14 protein-coding genes are annotated in these 16,876 nt (G+C 35.0%); 12 read left to right on the top strand and 2 right to left on the bottom strand.

Going from position 1 to position 16,876, the window contains the following annotated elements; all coding sequences use genetic code 11:
• Nucleotides 1-83: 83 nt before the first annotated feature.
• Together FJ213_07100 and FJ213_07095 are read left to right on the top strand one after the other, a co-directional pair.
• Nucleotides 84-326: a GIY-YIG nuclease family protein gene (locus FJ213_07100; GenBank protein ID MBM4175924.1), complete on the top strand. Its 243-nt coding sequence runs from the start codon at nucleotides 84-86 to the stop codon at nucleotides 324-326.
• 299 nt (nucleotides 327-625) lie between these two features.
• Nucleotides 626-1,123, top strand: a complete 498-nt coding sequence (locus FJ213_07095) for a hypothetical protein (protein ID MBM4175923.1) — start codon at nucleotides 626-628, stop codon at nucleotides 1,121-1,123.
• Nucleotides 1,124-1,175: 52 nt separating this feature from the next.
• On the opposite strand, the gene FJ213_07090 is transcribed toward FJ213_07095, so the two are convergent.
• Together FJ213_07090 and FJ213_07085 are read right to left on the bottom strand one after the other, a co-directional pair.
• A complete protein-coding gene (locus FJ213_07090) occupies nucleotides 1,176-1,943 on the bottom strand; it encodes an ATP-binding cassette domain-containing protein (GenBank protein MBM4175922.1) in 768 nt (255 codons plus the stop codon).
• On the bottom strand, nucleotides 1,940-2,737 hold the full coding sequence (locus FJ213_07085; GenBank protein ID MBM4175921.1) for an ABC transporter ATP-binding protein: 798 nt from the start codon (nucleotides 2,735-2,737) through the stop codon (nucleotides 1,940-1,942). Before FJ213_07085 ends, FJ213_07090 begins: the two co-directional genes overlap by 4 nt.
• A gap of 102 nt (nucleotides 2,738-2,839) precedes the next feature.
• Between FJ213_07085 and FJ213_07080 the strand changes: the two genes are divergently transcribed.
• The 10 genes from FJ213_07080 (at nucleotide 2,840) to FJ213_07035 (ending at nucleotide 16,629) form a co-directional block, all read left to right on the top strand.
• The gene (locus FJ213_07080) at nucleotides 2,840-4,540 is read left to right on the top strand and encodes a hypothetical protein (protein MBM4175920.1); all 1,701 of its coding nucleotides are present in this window, start codon (nucleotides 2,840-2,842) and stop codon (nucleotides 4,538-4,540) included.
• Between the two features lie 15 nt (nucleotides 4,541-4,555).
• On the top strand, nucleotides 4,556-5,533 hold the full coding sequence (locus FJ213_07075; GenBank protein MBM4175919.1) for an ABC transporter permease: 978 nt from the start codon (nucleotides 4,556-4,558) through the stop codon (nucleotides 5,531-5,533).
• Entirely contained in the window at nucleotides 5,534-6,877 is a 1,344-nt protein-coding gene (locus tag FJ213_07070; GenBank protein MBM4175918.1) for an ABC transporter permease, read from the top strand.
• 241 nt (nucleotides 6,878-7,118) lie between these two features.
• A complete protein-coding gene (locus tag FJ213_07065) occupies nucleotides 7,119-7,646 on the top strand; it encodes a hypothetical protein (protein MBM4175917.1) in 528 nt (175 codons plus the stop codon).
• Between the two features lie 47 nt (nucleotides 7,647-7,693).
• A complete protein-coding gene (locus tag FJ213_07060) occupies nucleotides 7,694-8,290 on the top strand; it encodes a hypothetical protein (GenBank protein MBM4175916.1) in 597 nt (198 codons plus the stop codon).
• Between the two features lie 62 nt (nucleotides 8,291-8,352).
• A complete protein-coding gene (locus FJ213_07055; GenBank protein ID MBM4175915.1) occupies nucleotides 8,353-8,943 on the top strand; it encodes a hypothetical protein in 591 nt (196 codons plus the stop codon).
• Between the two features lie 11 nt (nucleotides 8,944-8,954).
• Nucleotides 8,955-10,196, top strand: a complete 1,242-nt coding sequence (locus FJ213_07050; protein MBM4175914.1) for a tetratricopeptide repeat protein — start codon at nucleotides 8,955-8,957, stop codon at nucleotides 10,194-10,196.
• An 18-nt stretch (nucleotides 10,197-10,214) separates the two neighbouring features.
• Nucleotides 10,215-11,423, top strand: a complete 1,209-nt coding sequence (locus tag FJ213_07045) for a hypothetical protein (GenBank protein ID MBM4175913.1) — start codon at nucleotides 10,215-10,217, stop codon at nucleotides 11,421-11,423.
• 180 nt (nucleotides 11,424-11,603) lie between these two features.
• Complete coding sequence (locus FJ213_07040) at nucleotides 11,604-15,245, top strand: tetratricopeptide repeat protein (protein MBM4175912.1); 3,642 nt, start codon at nucleotides 11,604-11,606, stop codon at nucleotides 15,243-15,245.
• A gap of 7 nt (nucleotides 15,246-15,252) precedes the next feature.
• Nucleotides 15,253-16,629 (top strand): sigma-54-dependent Fis family transcriptional regulator, encoded by a 1,377-nt coding sequence (locus FJ213_07035; protein MBM4175911.1) that lies wholly within the window; start codon nucleotides 15,253-15,255, stop codon nucleotides 16,627-16,629.
• The last annotated feature ends 247 nt before the right edge of the window (nucleotides 16,630-16,876 follow it).

The raw sequence follows: 16,876 nt of genomic DNA, 5'->3' as shown, positions 1-16,876 counted from the left end.
AAAGTCGGGACTGCCCCCGCTACAAGTAAAAAAGGTTCGTCAAAGAGCCTTTTTTTGTTTCTGGACAAGTTGAAAAATGATCAATGAAATACTTTGTTTATGTGATACTAAGTCGAGAGGGTTATCGATATACAGGTATGACAGAAGATTTAGAACGTCGTTTGCAAGAACATAACGAAAAGGTAAAATCTTTCTGGACAAAGCGAGGCAATGATTGGCGAGTAATATACTTTGAAGAATTCGAAACAAAACAAGATGCGTTGAAAAGAGAAAGGTGGCTTAAAAGTGGTCATGGTAAGAAGTTTCTAAAAGATAAATGTTTATAAATAAAAGTCGCAGGTTCAATCCCGACAAAGTCGGGACTGCCCCCGCTACAAAAAGAATAGCCCTCTCAGAGGAGAGGGCTATTCTTTTAAGTGGTAATCGGAGAAGTCTTGTTTGTAAGCTGAACGAACGAAGTGAGTGAAGTCCCGCTTTGCGGATCCTGCCACAACCTTCATTTTATTTCGGTTGGCAAGCCAGTATCAATTAATTTTAAACTCCATAAAATAAACTTAAATAAAATTTTATTTTGCCCAGTCTCTTCTTAAATTGAACTTAGTAATTAAGTTTTACGAGGTAACAAATGATCTTAACAATCAAGTCTAGATATAGAGGAACAGGGTTAGTCGATGAATTCGGTAATGATCTCAAGCCTGAATTACTGGATCTCCCAAAAGAATTAGTTGATGAACTACGGGGATGGATAAGCGTTGACTCTGATGATTACGATGACTATTTGAAAGGCGATGTTCAGCCAACTAACCATGCTAAATTTTTTGAAACTGGATTAAATCTTGCCAAAAAATTGAAAAAATTAGTTGGTGATAAACACAAAGTCATGTATGAGTACTCAGAAGTTAAGCTCCTTACGAATGGAGATACTCAATACACCCCATTAAATCCGCTTGATATAATTAATCGGAAGATTACGGACATGGTTGAAGGATTCAAAGGATTCAGCGACGATGAAATTTCAGAAGAAGAAACAGAACTGAAAAATGAACTGACCAAAAAACTTGAAGATTTTAAAGATCAGATTGAAGAACTTAGAAAAAATCTTCCAAAAGAATCGATAAATTAAAAAACTGAATCAATATCATATTGAAAGGTCAGATTTTTCTGAAGCTAAGATTTTATACAAAGCTTCTCACAAGAAGTTTTGTATAGTCCCGTTTTGGGTTTGTGAACAGTTCATCACTTCGCAATATTTCTACGATTTGCCCGTGATTCATTATCATGATTCTTGAGCATAGTTTTCTTAAGATAAAAAGATCATGTGAAATGCAAATTATTGTGAGCTTTTCTGTGCGATTTAAATCTAGCAGTAAGTCGATTAGTTCGTGCTGAGCTGTTACATCCTGAGAAGCGAATGGTTCATCAAGAATAATTAATTTCGGATTGAGTGCGAGGATTTTTGCAAGTGCGAGTCTCTGCTGCTGTCCACCGCTTAACTCATAAGGGAACAATTCAAGAACATTTTCATTTAGCTTGACTTTGTGTAGTAGCCTTTTAGCAAATTCATCAAAATTTGAATTAGGTTGCTTCAGTGCGAAGACTTCCTTTAATGCATCTCGATTCTTTTGCGATGGATCGTGCGAAGCCGAATAGTTTTGAAATAAAAATTGAATTGATCTGTCCGGATGAATCCCGTAGAATTTTTCTCCAAAGAAAACTTTTTCACCTGACGTTTGATTAATTAATCCACAAATGATTCGTCCGAGAGTCGTTTTCCCGCTTCCAGATTCACCAGTAATCCCGAAAATTTCTCCATGTTCAATTCCAAAGCTGATATTATTCAGTATCAAACTATCTGTGTTTTCTTTTTGCTTCAGATCCACTTTTGGCGGCGTGTATGAAATATTCCTTAATTCTAGAATATGTTTGATCTCAGGTAAAATCATTTTTCGGTTCTGTAAATGTATTTGTATGAGTTGATCAATTTTTCCAAGTAAACATCATTATGGCTTTTTAAAAACTGATTTTGATTATGAATTGAATGCAGCACTCCATCTTTTAAGACACCAATTCGCGAAGAGTATTTCACAGCAAGATCAAAATCTTGGGTTATAAATAAAACAGCGGCACCGGATTTTTTCATATATGTTAATAAATATTCCATGAAGAGATTTGAAATTGGTTTATCGAGAGCAGATGTTGGCTCATCGGCGATAATTAATTTTGGATTTGAGAGAACTGCACGTACAGCAGAAATTCTTTGAAGCATTCCACCGCTGAGTTGAAACGGAAATTTTTTTAGAATGTTGTTATCTGAATTCAGTTTTAAGGAATTGAAATGTTCGCTCATTATCTCTGATGAAGAACCGCTTTTAGAATTAAACAACTGATTCCCGATTCTGCGTATTGGATCAAATGATGAATAAGGATTCTGAAATATATAACTGACTTCATTTTTTCGAATGACATTTAAATTCGACTCTGAAAGTTCTAAAATCCTCTGTCCCTTAATAATAATTTCACCGCTTATCTCAAATGCGGATGGCTTTAACAGTTTAATCAGCGAGTACGCCAAAGTTGATTTCCCGCTTCCATTTTCGCCAAGAATCGTAAAGAATTCACTCAGTTGAATTGAAAACGAAATATTGTCAATTATGTACTTCGTAGTCGATGTCTGATCATCGCACTTCTTTACACTAAGTGAATCAACTTGCAATATTGGTTGTTTGGATTCGATCATTCAAAAATATGATGAGGTTCGCATTCCTTTTAATCTTAAAATAAATATATTAAATTGAAATTGAAATATATCCAATCAATAAGCTGCAGGAGACAGGTTAAAATGCAAAAACTCATAGCACTTTACGCATTAATTCTTTCTCTCATAATCCTTCCATCATGTAAAGACGCCCAAAATCCATCGAAAGAAACAGCAATGGAACCACAATTTGGGGGTAATGTTACTGTAGGAATTTCGAGCGACGTGGATGTCCTGAATCCGCTTTTTTCTCAGGATATAATCTCTGGTACAATCAACGATTTGATTTTCGGAGCGCTGAATTATTCCGAATTTGATTTAGAAAAAGGGGAGCTTGTGTATCTTCCAAATCTCGCAAACTCATGGGAAATCAGTCCAGACAATAGAAGTGTAAAGTATCATTTGAATATAGCTCTAAGATGGAGCGATGGTTATAAATTTACAGCTGATGACGTTCAATTCTCTTACTATCTTTACACTCATCCGGAAGTAGGAAGTGTAAGGCAGGATATGACTTCTTATTTTATTTCAGAAGGAAAGACTAAAGTTGAAATTGAAAAAGCGGTGAAAGTTGAAAATGATTCGACAGTTGTGTTCAATTTTAATCAAAGCGCGGATGACCCGTTGTTTGTTTCCGGGCTCCCGATTTTACCCAAACACATTTTTGAAAAGATTAAGCTTAAAGATTTATTCGTCAATGATGTCAACCAAAATCCAGTTGGAATTGGACCGTTCAAATTTCAGAAGTGGGATAAGCAGCAGCAAATAATCTTAGTTAGGAATGATTCGGTAAATTATATCAAGATTCCATACTTGGAGAAACTTACTTTTAAAATCCTGCCTGATTATAATAATCGTATCAATCAGCTTAAATCGGGAGAAATTGACCTTGCACAAAATCTTCGTCCTGAAGATGCTCAAACAATAAAAAAAGATTTTAACAAGTTAAATGTAGAAAAAATTTCTGGTCGAGATTACGATTACATCGGCTGGAATTGCATAGATCATGAGCAATTCGTCAACAGTGGAAATAAGAAAATCACTCCACACAAGCTCTTCGGAGATTCGAAAGTCCGTCAAGCACTCACTTATGCAATTAACCGTAAAGAAATGCTTGAAGGATTTTTTGGGGAGTTTGGAAATATTGCTGTTACTCCCATTTCATCAATTTTTAAAACTAAGGCAAATACAGATCTTTTACCTTATGAGTTTAATCCAAATAAAGCCAAGCAATTACTCTCAGAATCAGGATGGAAAGATTCAAACGATGATAAAATAATAGATAAAAATGGGATCCCATTCAAATTTAAGTTAATGATTCCTGCAGGCAAACCGCAGCGTGAATATGCTGCGACAATTATTAAAATCAATTTGCTCGCTGTCGGAATCGAAGTAGAGATTGAAGTGGTTGAGCCATCGGTGTTTTTTGAAAATATGTTCACAAAAAAATATGATGCATGGATTGCGGGCTGGACAATCCCATTGGATTTGGATTTTGAAGGATTCTGGAGCTCTGATCTCGAAAAAAATTTCTTCAATGTTACGAGTTATCAAAACAAAGAAGTGGATGAAATATTCGCTAAGCTCAAATTAACAAATGATATTGAAGCGACGCGTGAACTTCTTTTTAGATTTCAGGAAATACTTCACCGCGACCAGCCGACTACTTTTCTTTATTGGGTTGATAATCTTGTCGGTTACAATGTCCGATTAAAAAATTTACAGTTGAATCCGCTTGCATTCACAAATCGAGCTTGGGAATGGTTTGTAGTTAGCGAGAAGTAATTTACAGATAGATTAATGTTTTTAAGAAGATTTCTGAGACGAATTTTTGCCTCTGCGGTGATGCTTATAGCATTAATTACGATTGTATTTTTCTTAGTCAGACTTGTGCCTGGCGATCCGACGCACCAATACTATTCTCCAAAACTTGGAAGCGAACTTGCTGATAGAGTTAAAGTTCAGTTTGGTTTAGATCAGCCAGTTCATGTTCAGTTTCTCAAATGGTTTGGAAATCTTGCGGCAGGCGATTTAGGTTACTCTATTTCTTTTCGGAAGCCAGTGATAGATGTAATTCTAACTGCACTTCCTGTGACATTAACTCTGGCTGTACTCGCATTGATCTTTCAAATGTTTTTAGGAATTCTGTTTGGTACTTTAGCTGGAGCAAATCCAAATTCCAAATTAGACAATACGATCAACATTGGTTCCCTCGTCATCTATTGTGCACCTTCCTTCTTAATTGGACTCTTTCTGATATATTTTGGCTCAGTGAAGCTTGGTTTATTCCCGACTTCACATTTACACTCGACTGAATATGAAGATTTTTCTGCAGTAAATCAGTTTCTCGATTTTTTGCATCACATTTTTTTGCCGGTTCTAACGCTCACCATAACTTCAGCAGCGTTTACTACGCGTTTCGTTAGAGAAAGTCTTTCTAATGTTTTGAGCCAACCATTTATAACCGCACTCAGATCCACTGGAATGGGTGAACGAAAACTTGTACTTTCTCATGCCTTGCCGAATTCTCTTCTGCCTTTAATCACTCTGCTTGGAATTGAAATTGGTTCTTTGCTCAGCGGGGCATTAATCACTGAAACGATTTTTTCTCTGCCTGGTTTGGGAAGGTTGACAGTTGATGCAATTTTCTCCCGTGATTATCCTTTGGTTATAGGTTGCACTTTAATCTCCGGATTTTTGGTGATTACAGGGAATTTCATCGCAGATATGCTTCATGCAAAATTGGACGCCAGAGTTTCATTCGAGACGATTGGATAGATGAAAAATAATCTCAGGAAAAACCGAATACTCCTTCGTAGCTTTTTTTCGCTTATAATTCTTTTTTCTATTTGGAACATCGCAGAACTTATTTCCGGTTTTCACCTTGTCGGCTTGTTCATTTTGGAATTGTTTAGTGATTTTGGAAGTTTCAAGCGTGAATTGGATGTTCATACTTTGGACTTTCTCTTTGCGGTTGTCGTTACTTCAATTTTTTTAATGATGTCTGTATTGGGATTGTTATACTTCTATGTCCCAGGAACTCGAGTCCCAATTTTGTGGAAATTTTTTAATTGGTCCGAACGTCTTTCCTTTCAAATACTATTAGGTTCTTTTCTAATTGCTGCGCTCATATTTACTGCGATCAACAGTCCGATTATTTCAACACATGAGCCAAATTATTACAAAGATATTATTGTCACAAAACTTCTCCCACCGGGTTCAAAAATTCATTATGTCGAAAGAACCATTGAGAATAATTCTGCGAACAAATTAACATCAATCCAAAATTTAAAGAAAAATGTGATGCATCAAATCCAAGATGAATCAAAACTGTTCATAACTTCATTTAATATTTCTGGAGACCAACTTATCTACCTTCAAGGATTCAGAAAATACACCGAGCCAATATCACATTTCAAAATTGACGGTACCGGGTTGATAATTAATGAAAAAATATTTTACCTCGGTTCGGATGATTTCGGGCGAGATGTATTTAGCAGATTGATTTACAGCACCCGGATGTCCCTAATGATCGGTCTGCTTTCCGTTTTGGTTTCATTATTACTAGGCGGTTTGATCGGATATTCTGCTGGATTTTACGGTGGAGTTTTAGATACAATTCTCATGCGGATTGTTGATTTTTTCTTCTCTGTTCCAATACTTTTTTTAATTGTTTTTCTAATTGCAATGTTCGGCAACTCATTATTTCTTTTGATTCTTGCACTTGGACTTGGAGGATGGATGTCGATTGCACGGCTTGCCCGGGCGGAAACTATTTCCTGCAAGAAAAAAGAATTTATTGAAAGTCTTAAGTTAACTGGACAAACTAATTATAAAATTTTAACTAAACACATTCTTCCGAATACTATCTCGCCACTCATAGTTGCTTTGGTTTTGCAATTTGGAAATGTAATCATGGCCGAATCTGCACTTAGTTTTTTAGGTTTGGGTGTTCAGCCGCCAACTCCAACGTGGGGAAGTATAATCAAAAGCGGTTACGACTTTATCTCGTCAGCTTGGTGGTTGACCACATTTGGCGGCTTAGCGATTGTTATTTCAGTCTTATCTTTCAACCTTCTTGCCGAGGGAATGATAAGCCGCTTGAATCCAACAAAGCATTAATCAAACATTATTTTATAGCCAGCAATTAAAAAGTAACAATTACAATCTTGTGTAATATTGGGCAATTTATACCCATACACAGGGCAGTTTTTTTAATTATTTAGTGATTTTTTTTGGTATGGTTATTGAACTTATCAGAGAAGATAAAAGATATTTTGAGAATTCAACAAAAAAACGTAGGAAAAATTGTGAAAAATAAAATCATACAAATCGGTGCTCTTTGCCTAGCATATGTTTTCTTATGAGCTGTTCAGAAGTGAAAGATTTTTCGAGTAATCCTCAATTAAATGATTCGAATGACATAGAAAAACCTGGAACTAATACTCATACTCAATCCGCAAAAGCTGAGATAAATGGTGAACTCGGTGGAAGTCTTGCAATGACAAAGAATTATGTTAATCCTTATGGAGAAGATGTGACAGTTACTGCAAGCTTGACTGTACCTGAAGGAGCCTATTCTGGTACAAAAAATATTTCAATAACTTCCAACGATAAAGATCTATCTATTACTTTCTCACCAAAGTCTGAATTCATTAAACCTCTTAAATTGAGTCTAAGCTTTACGGGTGTAAATTTAGCTCGAAGGGGTATTGATGTAAATAAAACAGTTGACTTTTATTATATCTATCCCAACGGTAAAGTGGAATTAGTAAAAAACAACGGAATTATCGTCAATGTCTCTCAAGGGCGGATTGAAGTAAACTCAGCAGAGCTTAATCATTTTTCCCGATATGCCTTCTCAAATAAAAAAGGGGGCTCAAGTAAATAATGAGTACTGTATTAAAAAAAATGCAAGAATTTATTGAGGGTGTGAAAATGAAAGTCACAAGAAATATCAAATTGTCAGTCCTTATCTCCGTGATAATGATCTTTTTAACCGGATGCGGAGATGTATCAGAATATTCAAATCCAGTCGGTTCAAACAACATCGATGGGATTAATTGGATTTCGATGCCGCTTCATGAACAACAGACACCCGATGGAATATCCTTGCAAAAAATTTACTTTACCGTATCAAAAAATATCAATGGAAAAGATGGCGGTAAACTTGAACTGAAGAATGAATATCCAGGCGGACCATTTGGAAAAGTAAAAGTCGAATTGAAGCTGGAATTCAAAGATAAAAGTTTTGAGGGTGAACGATTAATTAGTATGACTGTTCAACCAGAATTTGGTTCCGCAGTATTTCAACCTCATGGTACATTTGCAAAACCAGCTGAGTACGATGCAAAATTTGAAGGGTTGGATTTACGCGGTATTGATCCGAAAAAAGTCCGATTTGTTTATATGGCAGAAGATGGCACCTATGAGTTTATTCCATTCGATAAAATTAAAGTCGATATCGGAAAGGGAATTCTAAAAGTTGAAGAAGCTCAATTGCCGCACTTTTCAAGATTTGGATTTGTAAACTAGAATAAGTTAAAAATTGGTTGAAAAATCCGACAATAGTGATTAGTGAAAATTTAGGTGAGAAAATGGTCTATCAGAAAATAAAATTTGTCTTATTCGTCATAGTAACTTTTGGGATAATTAGTTGCGGCGATGTGGTGGATTTTTCCAATCCAGTATCCAATCAAGGTCCTGATGGGAGAAAATGGATTTCGCTTCCCCTACTTGAAGTCCAAACACCGGATGGGATATATTTTGAAAAAATATTTTACACCGCTACTAGGGCAATCAACGGAAAAATTGGCGGGGAACTTGAGTTAAAAAATTCATACACAGGCGGTCCACTTCGTAATGTTAAATTTGAATCTCGTTTGACTTTTGAGCCCAACAGTTTTGATGATATTCGTCTGATAAGCATGACGATTCAGCCAGAATACGGCTCAGCTGTGTTTGAACCTCATGGAGGATTCAATAAACCTGCAATTTATAATGTAAAATTTGAGGGATTAGATTTAAAGGGAGTTGATCCACGCGATGTAAGATTCGTTTATATGGCTGAAGATGGTACCTATGAATATATTTCTGTAGATAAAATAAAAATCGATGTAGATAAAGGTCTTCTTCAGGTTATTAATGCATACCTTCCGCATTTTTCACGGTTTGGATTTGTGAATTAAGGGAATATGTAATGAGTTCTTTACCGAACTTTTTCATTGAAGAAATTAATACTCTCCTATCAGACTACATCAGTCAGAATGAAATCTCTAGATATCGGTTTGACAAAGTAACAACATGGGCAACTAATATAGATTTCAAAGGGAAGTTTTCACTATTTGATGAAGAACAATTAAATGTTGAGTTTACTCCAGCGGATGATCGTGTCGAAATTGATAAAATTATTACTCTGGCTGAGAAGAATTTCCCTGAAGATAAATTCTATGATTTTCTGTTAAAGATCGGTCAACTATGTATTTCACACGGAAAAATGAATCTGTCTGAAGAGATTTTTTTGAAGGTTGCTCGAGAAAATGAAAATAACTTATTTAAAGCAGAATCATTGTTCTTTATTGCTCGGCTCGGTACTAAAAGTGCTCATTGGGAGAATTCAGAAAGAAACATAGTGGATGCTAGGAACTTATTCAGGACATTAGGCGAGAAAACAGGAATAACTAAATGTGAGAACTTACTTGGAACGATTTGCGCCAATCAGGGAAAACTCGATGAAGCCGAAAAACATTTTGAAAACAGTCATAAGTTAGTCGATAGAACCACAGAAGTAGAATTAACGGCTCAAATTGAAATGAATCTCGGTATAATCAATAATATTAAAGGAAGTTTTAATAAAGCAGAGCAATATTTTCAAAGTTCACTCAGCAGATTGAGCGAAGTTGGCAGTCTAAATCGAATTGCCGAGGTAAGACACAATCTCGGGATGATGTTTCTTGAACAATCGAAATTTGAAAATGCATTAAAAGAATTCGATGAAAGTATTAAAGTTTCCATTGAAGCTGGATTACAGCCGATGATGGGAATATCATATTTATGCAAAGCCACGGCATATTTTAGAATGAATGAATATGACCTTGCTGACGCATTCGCCACTAAAAGCTATGATATCTGCTATGGATTGAGTGATAAGCAATCACTCGCCGAGGTTTATAAAATTAAGGGGATGATTGCAAGACTTCGAAAAAACTTTAATGATTCAGAAAACTATCTGCAATCCAGTTTGCGTCTGAATGAAAAATTCAGAGACGATTTAAATTTAGCCGAAACTTCATTCGAACTTGCAAAGCTTTATGGGACCCTTAACAAAAAAACTGAGGAAGATAACTACCTTAATCAGGCACTGCAGTATTACAGGAAAATCGAAGCCGTTGGAAAAATTAAAGAACTTCAAAAATTGCTCGATAATAGAATTAACTTTTAACAATACTGATTTTTAATTATGAGTATTACTAACATACTTTCAGCAGAACTAAACCAACTACTGAAAGAGTATTTTGATTCCACTACATTGAATAATCTATACGATAGCGTAAGAGACAAAATCGCCCCGAACTTTTCTGAGACCTTATCCGAATCTGATCGTAAACAAATCTCCGCAAATATACCAAATGGAGCTGAACAGAGAATTCTGCTCGACTTAATTACCACCTCTGCAAAAAAACAACTAAGTGAAATAAAATACTTTAATCTACTCTTAAAATTCAGTGAACTAATGATTTACAACGGCGAATTGAATTTTGCCCGCGAATTAGCCGAGGAAGTTTTGGATTCAACAAAGTTTGATGAAGCCAATTGCAAGTTAACCGCAGAAGCATATTTAATATCTGCGAAAATTGACTGGTCTCAAGCTTACTGGAAAGAAAGCACTCAAAATACTGATATGGCTTATGAAATATTCAATGAGCTTAATGATAAATCAGGCTGTGCAAAATGTGAAAATATGTTTGGCACAATTTTCGGCGAGCAGGGAAAAATTAAGCAGGCAAGCCATCATTTTGAAAGGGGATTGGCCTTGCTAAAGGAAACTCGAAATTCAGAATTAGAAGCTGCGTTTGAAGTAAACCTCGGAATTCTATACACTATGATTGATGAAAATGAAAAAGCATTGAATTACTTAATGAGCGGCCTGGAGAAGTTTGAAGCTAAACAAGATATGAGAAGGGTTGCTCGTATAAATCATAACATCGGAATGCTTCATCTGCGCACATGTAAATTTGAAGAAGCAATCGCGGCTTTCGACATTTGTCTTAACGTCTCGCTTGATTTTGGTTATCTCTCTAATTGTGCAATAGCTTATTTAGGAAAAGCTTGGATTAAAAATCATCTTGGGGCTACAGAAATTGCGGATGCTTTCACACATAAGGCAATGGAAATCGCATACAAAATAAATGATAAGCTTTCAATTGCTGAGGTATATAGGATAAAGGGATTAATCAATCAAAATATGAATGATTTTAATTTATCTGAAGAGTTCTTCGAAAGTTGCGTAAGACTTAATAGAGATTTTGACAATACATTCAATGAATCGGAGGGAAATCTTCATTTGATTGAAATTTATAAGAATAAGAATCTTCTTGATAGAACACTTCCATTGGTTAAAAAATCGGCAGATTATTACAATCAAATTAGAAGAATGACCGCTGGATAATTCTCTATATTTTAAATCAATTCTCAAAGTAAAAAGCAATTAAAAATTTCAACTGTTAATAGTTAACTACCGCTTTGTACTAGGTCTATTAATTTGCTTGCAAGTGGAGTAATTCAGACTTATTTTTTAGTAGGATGAAATTTAAATTCCAGTCAATTAATAATATTTATACCTTATAAAATGATTCTTAATTCCCGATATAAAATTATAAAAAAATTGGGGGAAGGACGCGGAAATGTGTTTCTCGTCCAAGACTTATCAAGGGTGAATGAATTCGTTGCACTCAAAGCGATTTCAAAAGAGAAAATATCACAGAATGAAATAAAGTCTTTAATTAATGAATTTAGGATATTAAAACGGTTTAGACATCCGAACGTTGTTAGAGTGTTTGATATCGCAAAAGTTTACGAATCCGATGACACTGACTTAATTGATACATACTTTTACACTGCAGAATTTATTGATGGGCAAAATTTAATCGAAACTATTAAGCATTCTGCTGATTCGTCTATCCAAGATTTTGAAATATTCAAAAAGGTATTATTTCAAATTTGTTCGACACTTTATTACATCCATCAATCGGGATTAATCCATTACGATATAAAACCGGAAAACATCCTTATACAAAAATCTCATTCCGGACAAATCAGCAATATAAAGCTAATCGATTTCGGATTTGGTGCCGAGGGTGAAGCAAGGCTTCGCGGAACTCCAGCTTATGTTTCTCCGGAAATCATTAAGGGTGAAATTTCTGATCACAGGTCGGATTTATACTCACTTGGAGCGACGTTATATCATTTATTTGCTGGTAAGCCCCCGTTTGAAGCAGATGATCAGGTTGATTTATTAAAATTACATTTATCTGCAGAACCAGAACCATTACCGGCATTTGTTCCCAGTTCACTTCAGGAAGTTATTTCCAAATTAATGAGAAAAAATCCTGAGGAGCGCTATTCAAACAGTCTAGAAATTATTACAGAACTGGAAACCGACTTACCCATTCAATTTGAGAATACTTGGTTTTTCCCGAAAGTACTCTCTACTCGAGAAGAAGAAGTTGAGGAAATACATAACTATATTCGAGAAGGGAAAAATAGCCAGTTTAACGGTTATTTAATTTTCGGTGAGGAGGGGACTGGTAAATCTCTATTGATAGAAAAAATTGAACAAACGCTAATTGATAATAACCATTCTGTTTATCTGGTTAGTAATCCGCAGCAGTCATTTCGAGCATATGATTATTGGCTCAATTTAATTCAGATGATAAAGGAACATCTTCGAAGCAGTCACGCAAATGAAGAAAACGCACAGGCAGTTTTGGTCTCACTTGCAAAAATGGAATCATTGTTCGATCCTGAACGGGGGAGTTTACTTAAGCCCGAATCATTCCGTATAGATTTAGCAGAAGCATTAATCGATTATGCCGAGTGTGAACCGTTTGTTTTATTAATTGATGACTTTCAAAACCTCGATAAAATATCCAAAGAATTTCTGCGATATATAGTTCCTGCGCTTAATGGTTATGGAGTGAAAACTATACTAACATTGACTACTTCTCAACTTAATGATGATTTCGTAAAATCATTGGTGAATTTTGAGACGATTGTTTTAAGCCCTCTTGATCGAGAGCAGGTCCTCCAACTTCTGAGAGCTTATTTCAAGTGGGGATTTCCTTACAATGAAGTAGCTGAGATGATTTTGGAATATGTTGATTGCCTTCCAAGTTCGGTAAAAGATTTTTTGGATTACTTATTACAGAACAAAATTATAACAATTGATCATAGAAACTTCCAATTCCACGCTGAATTAGTTAACGAGTCATCAATAAGAGAAGATATCGTCCATATTCACCGAACTCGATTCGAAAATCTTTCAAAAAACGAGAAAGAAATTCTTACGTATCTTTCATGTTTTCCATTTCCAATTTCCATAGATGATTTGGCATTGATTATTGGCTGGAGTAGTGAGGAGCTGAAAAACACAAGCGGACAACTGGCATCTTTGGGATGGGTAAAATATGAAATTGAAGCGCGTACGTTGTTTATTCCAATAAAAAGTTTTCGGAGTTACCTATACAGTACTTTTACAGATAGAAATTCTTTTCATCTTAAAGCTGCCGAAGTTTTTAGAAGCCTGAACTACACACCTGATTTAATCGCAGGCCAACATGAGTTGGCTGGAAATAAATCAGAAGCTTATAAGTTTTATACAGAAGCCGCTCTCTCAGCCGAGAAACTTGAAGCATTTTCGTTAATGGAAGAAATTCTAGATAAAGCATCAAAAAATTTACTTTCAGAAGAAGAACAATTTCTACTTGAAAAGAATTACGTACGTTGTTACTACCACCTTTCTCAGTTTAATAAAACCTCAAAATTGATTGAGAGTCTTCTCAATAAAAATGTATTAAATAACAACGATAAATTCCAATTCACTCTTTGGCTTGCTTCAATCTATTACCGTCTTGGCGAGTCAGATAAATCCTTAAACATTTTTGATGATGTATATAACCTCGCATTAACAGTTGAGGATAAACTGAAGGTGGAGATTGAACAAATCAACATTAACACCACACTTGGGAATTATACTTTGGTTGGCAAGCAGTGCGAAAATATTTTGAATGAATATAATGAATTTCTTAATGATCCATTGAAGGCATCGGTTTTAAATAATCTGGGTATTGCCAATTTTATGGAGGGCAATTATGAAATTGCAGCAAGGGAGTTTGGAAAAGCGTTAACCATTTATGAGACCAAAGGAGACAAAGTAAAATTATCCCAATTAAACATGAATCTGGGCAATGTTCATAATATCAAAGGGGAGCGAAAAGAAGCATTTAAATATTGGTATAGATCAATGGAGATCAATGAGAGTTATGGAGATTTAGCCCAAAAAGCAAAAATTTTAAATAATATGGGCATTTCTGCTTATGATGAATTTGAATATGATGAAGCCTTGAAATATTACAGAGAAGCTAAAGAAATATTTGAGATAATCGGAGATTCGATGGGAAAAGGATTAGTGCTATTCAATATTTCTGAAACTGCTCTTTCGATGTGTAATTACACTCTAGCATTTGAATGTCTTAATGAATCAAAAGAGTATTGCAAAAGACTAAACGATAATGAGGGATTGGCGCAATCGCTATTTTACCTGGGCAGGCTCTATTTAATTTTTAATCAAACTGAGATTGCAGAAAGTATTTACTCGGAACTGGAGAATTTAGTTGAGTTAAATAAACTGCAACCCTCTCAAATGCCCTACATGCTATTTTTATCAGCTTCAATAAAAACAAATCAAAAAGAATATGGTGATGCTGAAATTAAATTTGAATTAGCCCGTGAATTGTTTAAGGAAAATTCAATTAATTATTATGATTTTAAATGTTCTCTGCAATTAATGGAAATTTACCTTTTTCTTGGAAAATATGAAGAGGCAATCAGAACCTACAATGGACTAACGATTAATGAGACTTTTTTGAAAAATAAATTGCTGCATGCAGAATCTCTATTTATAATGGGAAAGTTAACAAAAAGACCCGGTGTCGATTTAAGTCAAACCGCAATCGATTTTTATACAAGTGGACTCAGCTTGTTAGAGAATATGCCAATTTCTGAAGTTACTTGGCAGCTAGTGTTCTATCTTGGAGAAGAGTATCTCACAAGAGGTGTTTATCAGAAAGGAACCGAGAATTTGACTAACGCTAAGTTATTGCTATCTTATCTTTGCAGAAATATTAACGAGAAAAAATTTCTTGATTCTTATGTTAATCAGCCAGAGCGCAAAAGAATTATTGAAAAAATAGCAAAAAATCTTGTAAATTAAACTGGAAATGACGGAGAGTATTTCAAAATCCATTTTTATCAAAGTTATCGAAAATCAAGGAGCTGAAAATAATTTCAACTGGCTCTTTGAGACAATTCCAAGTGCGTTAATTAAAAGTTTCCCCCCCGATGAAATAAACTTTTCATTTAATGATACAAAACGCGGGATTTTCATTTTCAATCTTATTGATTTTTCTAAGGATGTATATAATTGTATAACCAAGCAATCGCATGAATTTAACAATGATAATGTTATCATTGTTACCTCGAAGCATCATGCAATTGAAACGGCCGAATTGATTAGATTTGGGCATAATCATGTTTTTTTCATGCCTGACGATCAATTTATTCTTAGAAAATACGTCTCTGAACTTGTTATCCAGAAACAAACAGAATATAATTCTGATTTCTTAAAACATAAAGAAAAAAGAAAATATGATTTCTCTGCAATCGTTGGTAATTCAAAAGTGCTGCAAGAAGCATTAGAACTCTGTAAAACGCTTTCTAAAAATTCTGACGTAAGTGTTTTGGTTACAGGCGAAACTGGAACCGGTAAAGAACTTTTTGCAAGAACAATTCACTTCAATAGTGATAGGGGCCGCGATCCTTTTATCGATATAGTCTGTTCAGCAATTCCAGAAACTCTTCTGGAATCAGAACTCTTCGGTCACATGAAGGGGAGTTTCACCGATGCAAGGACTGACAAGCCTGGTTTATTCGAGATTGCCGCAAGTGGAACTATTTTTCTTGATGAGATCGGAGACCTTAATCACGCAACACAAGTTAAAATTCTAAGAGCGATAGAGAATAAAGCTATTCGGAGAATTGGCGGATTAAAGGATATCCAAATCCAAGGAAGAATAATTGCTGCAACGCACAGAAACTTAGAAGAATTAGTGCAGCAAGGGAAATTTAGACTTGATCTCTATCACCGGCTGAAAGTTGTTACCATTGAAATTCCTCCTCTAAGAGAACGCGATGAAGATATAATTTTATTAGCGGAAAAATTCATTCAAGAAAATAACTTTAAGTATACTAAAAAGGTTGAGGGATTGACCAGGCGAGCTAAACGCAAACTCAAAGAATATAAGTGGCCCGGAAATGTGAGGGAATTGGCACATGTAATCGAAAGAGCTGTTCTTCTTTCCAATAACACTTCGATTGATGGGAGTGATCTTGTTTTCACGCACAAAAAATCTGGTTCTAATTTGGAAAAAAAGTCAACTTTTAATCTTAAAATCAAATTGGAAGAAGCTAAATTAGCTAGTCTTGAATTTGCGTTAGCAAAAGAAGTTCTTAAAAGTGTTGATGGAAATAAAACTGAAGCGGCAAAAATTCTTGGTGTTTCTCGTCCCAAACTTGATAGAATTCTTAAAAAGAAATAAACTTCTGTAAAAAACTTTTACTCCATTTAATTCTTCCTGCATTTAATCCTTTCCATTTTAAGCAGTTATCACGTATGTCTAAGACAACTTTGAATATGAATGTGAAGGGTGAGTATTCGGTTAATAAAAAAACATAAAAAAAGTTCAGTTTTAGTCATATTACTCTGAAACAAGCTCATTATGAAGTCTTTTAGTTCCTGATTGGACTTAATTATCTAGTCAATTTTTGTGTTCGATACATTTTAAT

The sequence above is a fragment of the Ignavibacteria bacterium genome (genome assembly GCA_016873845.1).
Classification (GTDB): domain Bacteria; phylum Bacteroidota; class Ignavibacteria; order Ch128b; family Ch128b; genus JAHJVF01.
Note: the sequence above shows the minus strand (reverse complement) of the source record. Positions and strands in the feature narration are given on the sequence as shown.

Excerpts from the sequence above, each read along its gene's own strand:
- FJ213_07100 (MBM4175924.1), top strand. The coding sequence starts at position 84 with ATGAAATACTTTGTTTATGTGATACTAAGTCGAGAGGGTTATCGATAT.
- FJ213_07095 (MBM4175923.1), top strand. The coding sequence starts at position 626 with ATGATCTTAACAATCAAGTCTAGATATAGAGGAACAGGGTTAGTCGAT.
- FJ213_07090 (MBM4175922.1), bottom strand. The coding sequence starts at position 1,943 with ATGATTTTACCTGAGATCAAACATATTCTAGAATTAAGGAATATTTCA.
- FJ213_07085 (MBM4175921.1), bottom strand. The coding sequence starts at position 2,737 with ATGATCGAATCCAAACAACCAATATTGCAAGTTGATTCACTTAGTGTA.
- FJ213_07080 (MBM4175920.1), top strand. The coding sequence starts at position 2,840 with ATGCAAAAACTCATAGCACTTTACGCATTAATTCTTTCTCTCATAATC.
- FJ213_07075 (MBM4175919.1), top strand. The coding sequence starts at position 4,556 with ATGTTTTTAAGAAGATTTCTGAGACGAATTTTTGCCTCTGCGGTGATG.
- FJ213_07070 (MBM4175918.1), top strand. The coding sequence starts at position 5,534 with ATGAAAAATAATCTCAGGAAAAACCGAATACTCCTTCGTAGCTTTTTT.
- FJ213_07065 (MBM4175917.1), top strand. The coding sequence starts at position 7,119 with ATGAGCTGTTCAGAAGTGAAAGATTTTTCGAGTAATCCTCAATTAAAT.
- FJ213_07060 (MBM4175916.1), top strand. The coding sequence starts at position 7,694 with ATGAAAGTCACAAGAAATATCAAATTGTCAGTCCTTATCTCCGTGATA.
- FJ213_07055 (MBM4175915.1), top strand. The coding sequence starts at position 8,353 with ATGGTCTATCAGAAAATAAAATTTGTCTTATTCGTCATAGTAACTTTT.
- FJ213_07050 (MBM4175914.1), top strand. The coding sequence starts at position 8,955 with ATGAGTTCTTTACCGAACTTTTTCATTGAAGAAATTAATACTCTCCTA.
- FJ213_07045 (MBM4175913.1), top strand. The coding sequence starts at position 10,215 with ATGAGTATTACTAACATACTTTCAGCAGAACTAAACCAACTACTGAAA.
- FJ213_07040 (MBM4175912.1), top strand. The coding sequence starts at position 11,604 with ATGATTCTTAATTCCCGATATAAAATTATAAAAAAATTGGGGGAAGGA.
- FJ213_07035 (MBM4175911.1), top strand. The coding sequence starts at position 15,253 with ATGACGGAGAGTATTTCAAAATCCATTTTTATCAAAGTTATCGAAAAT.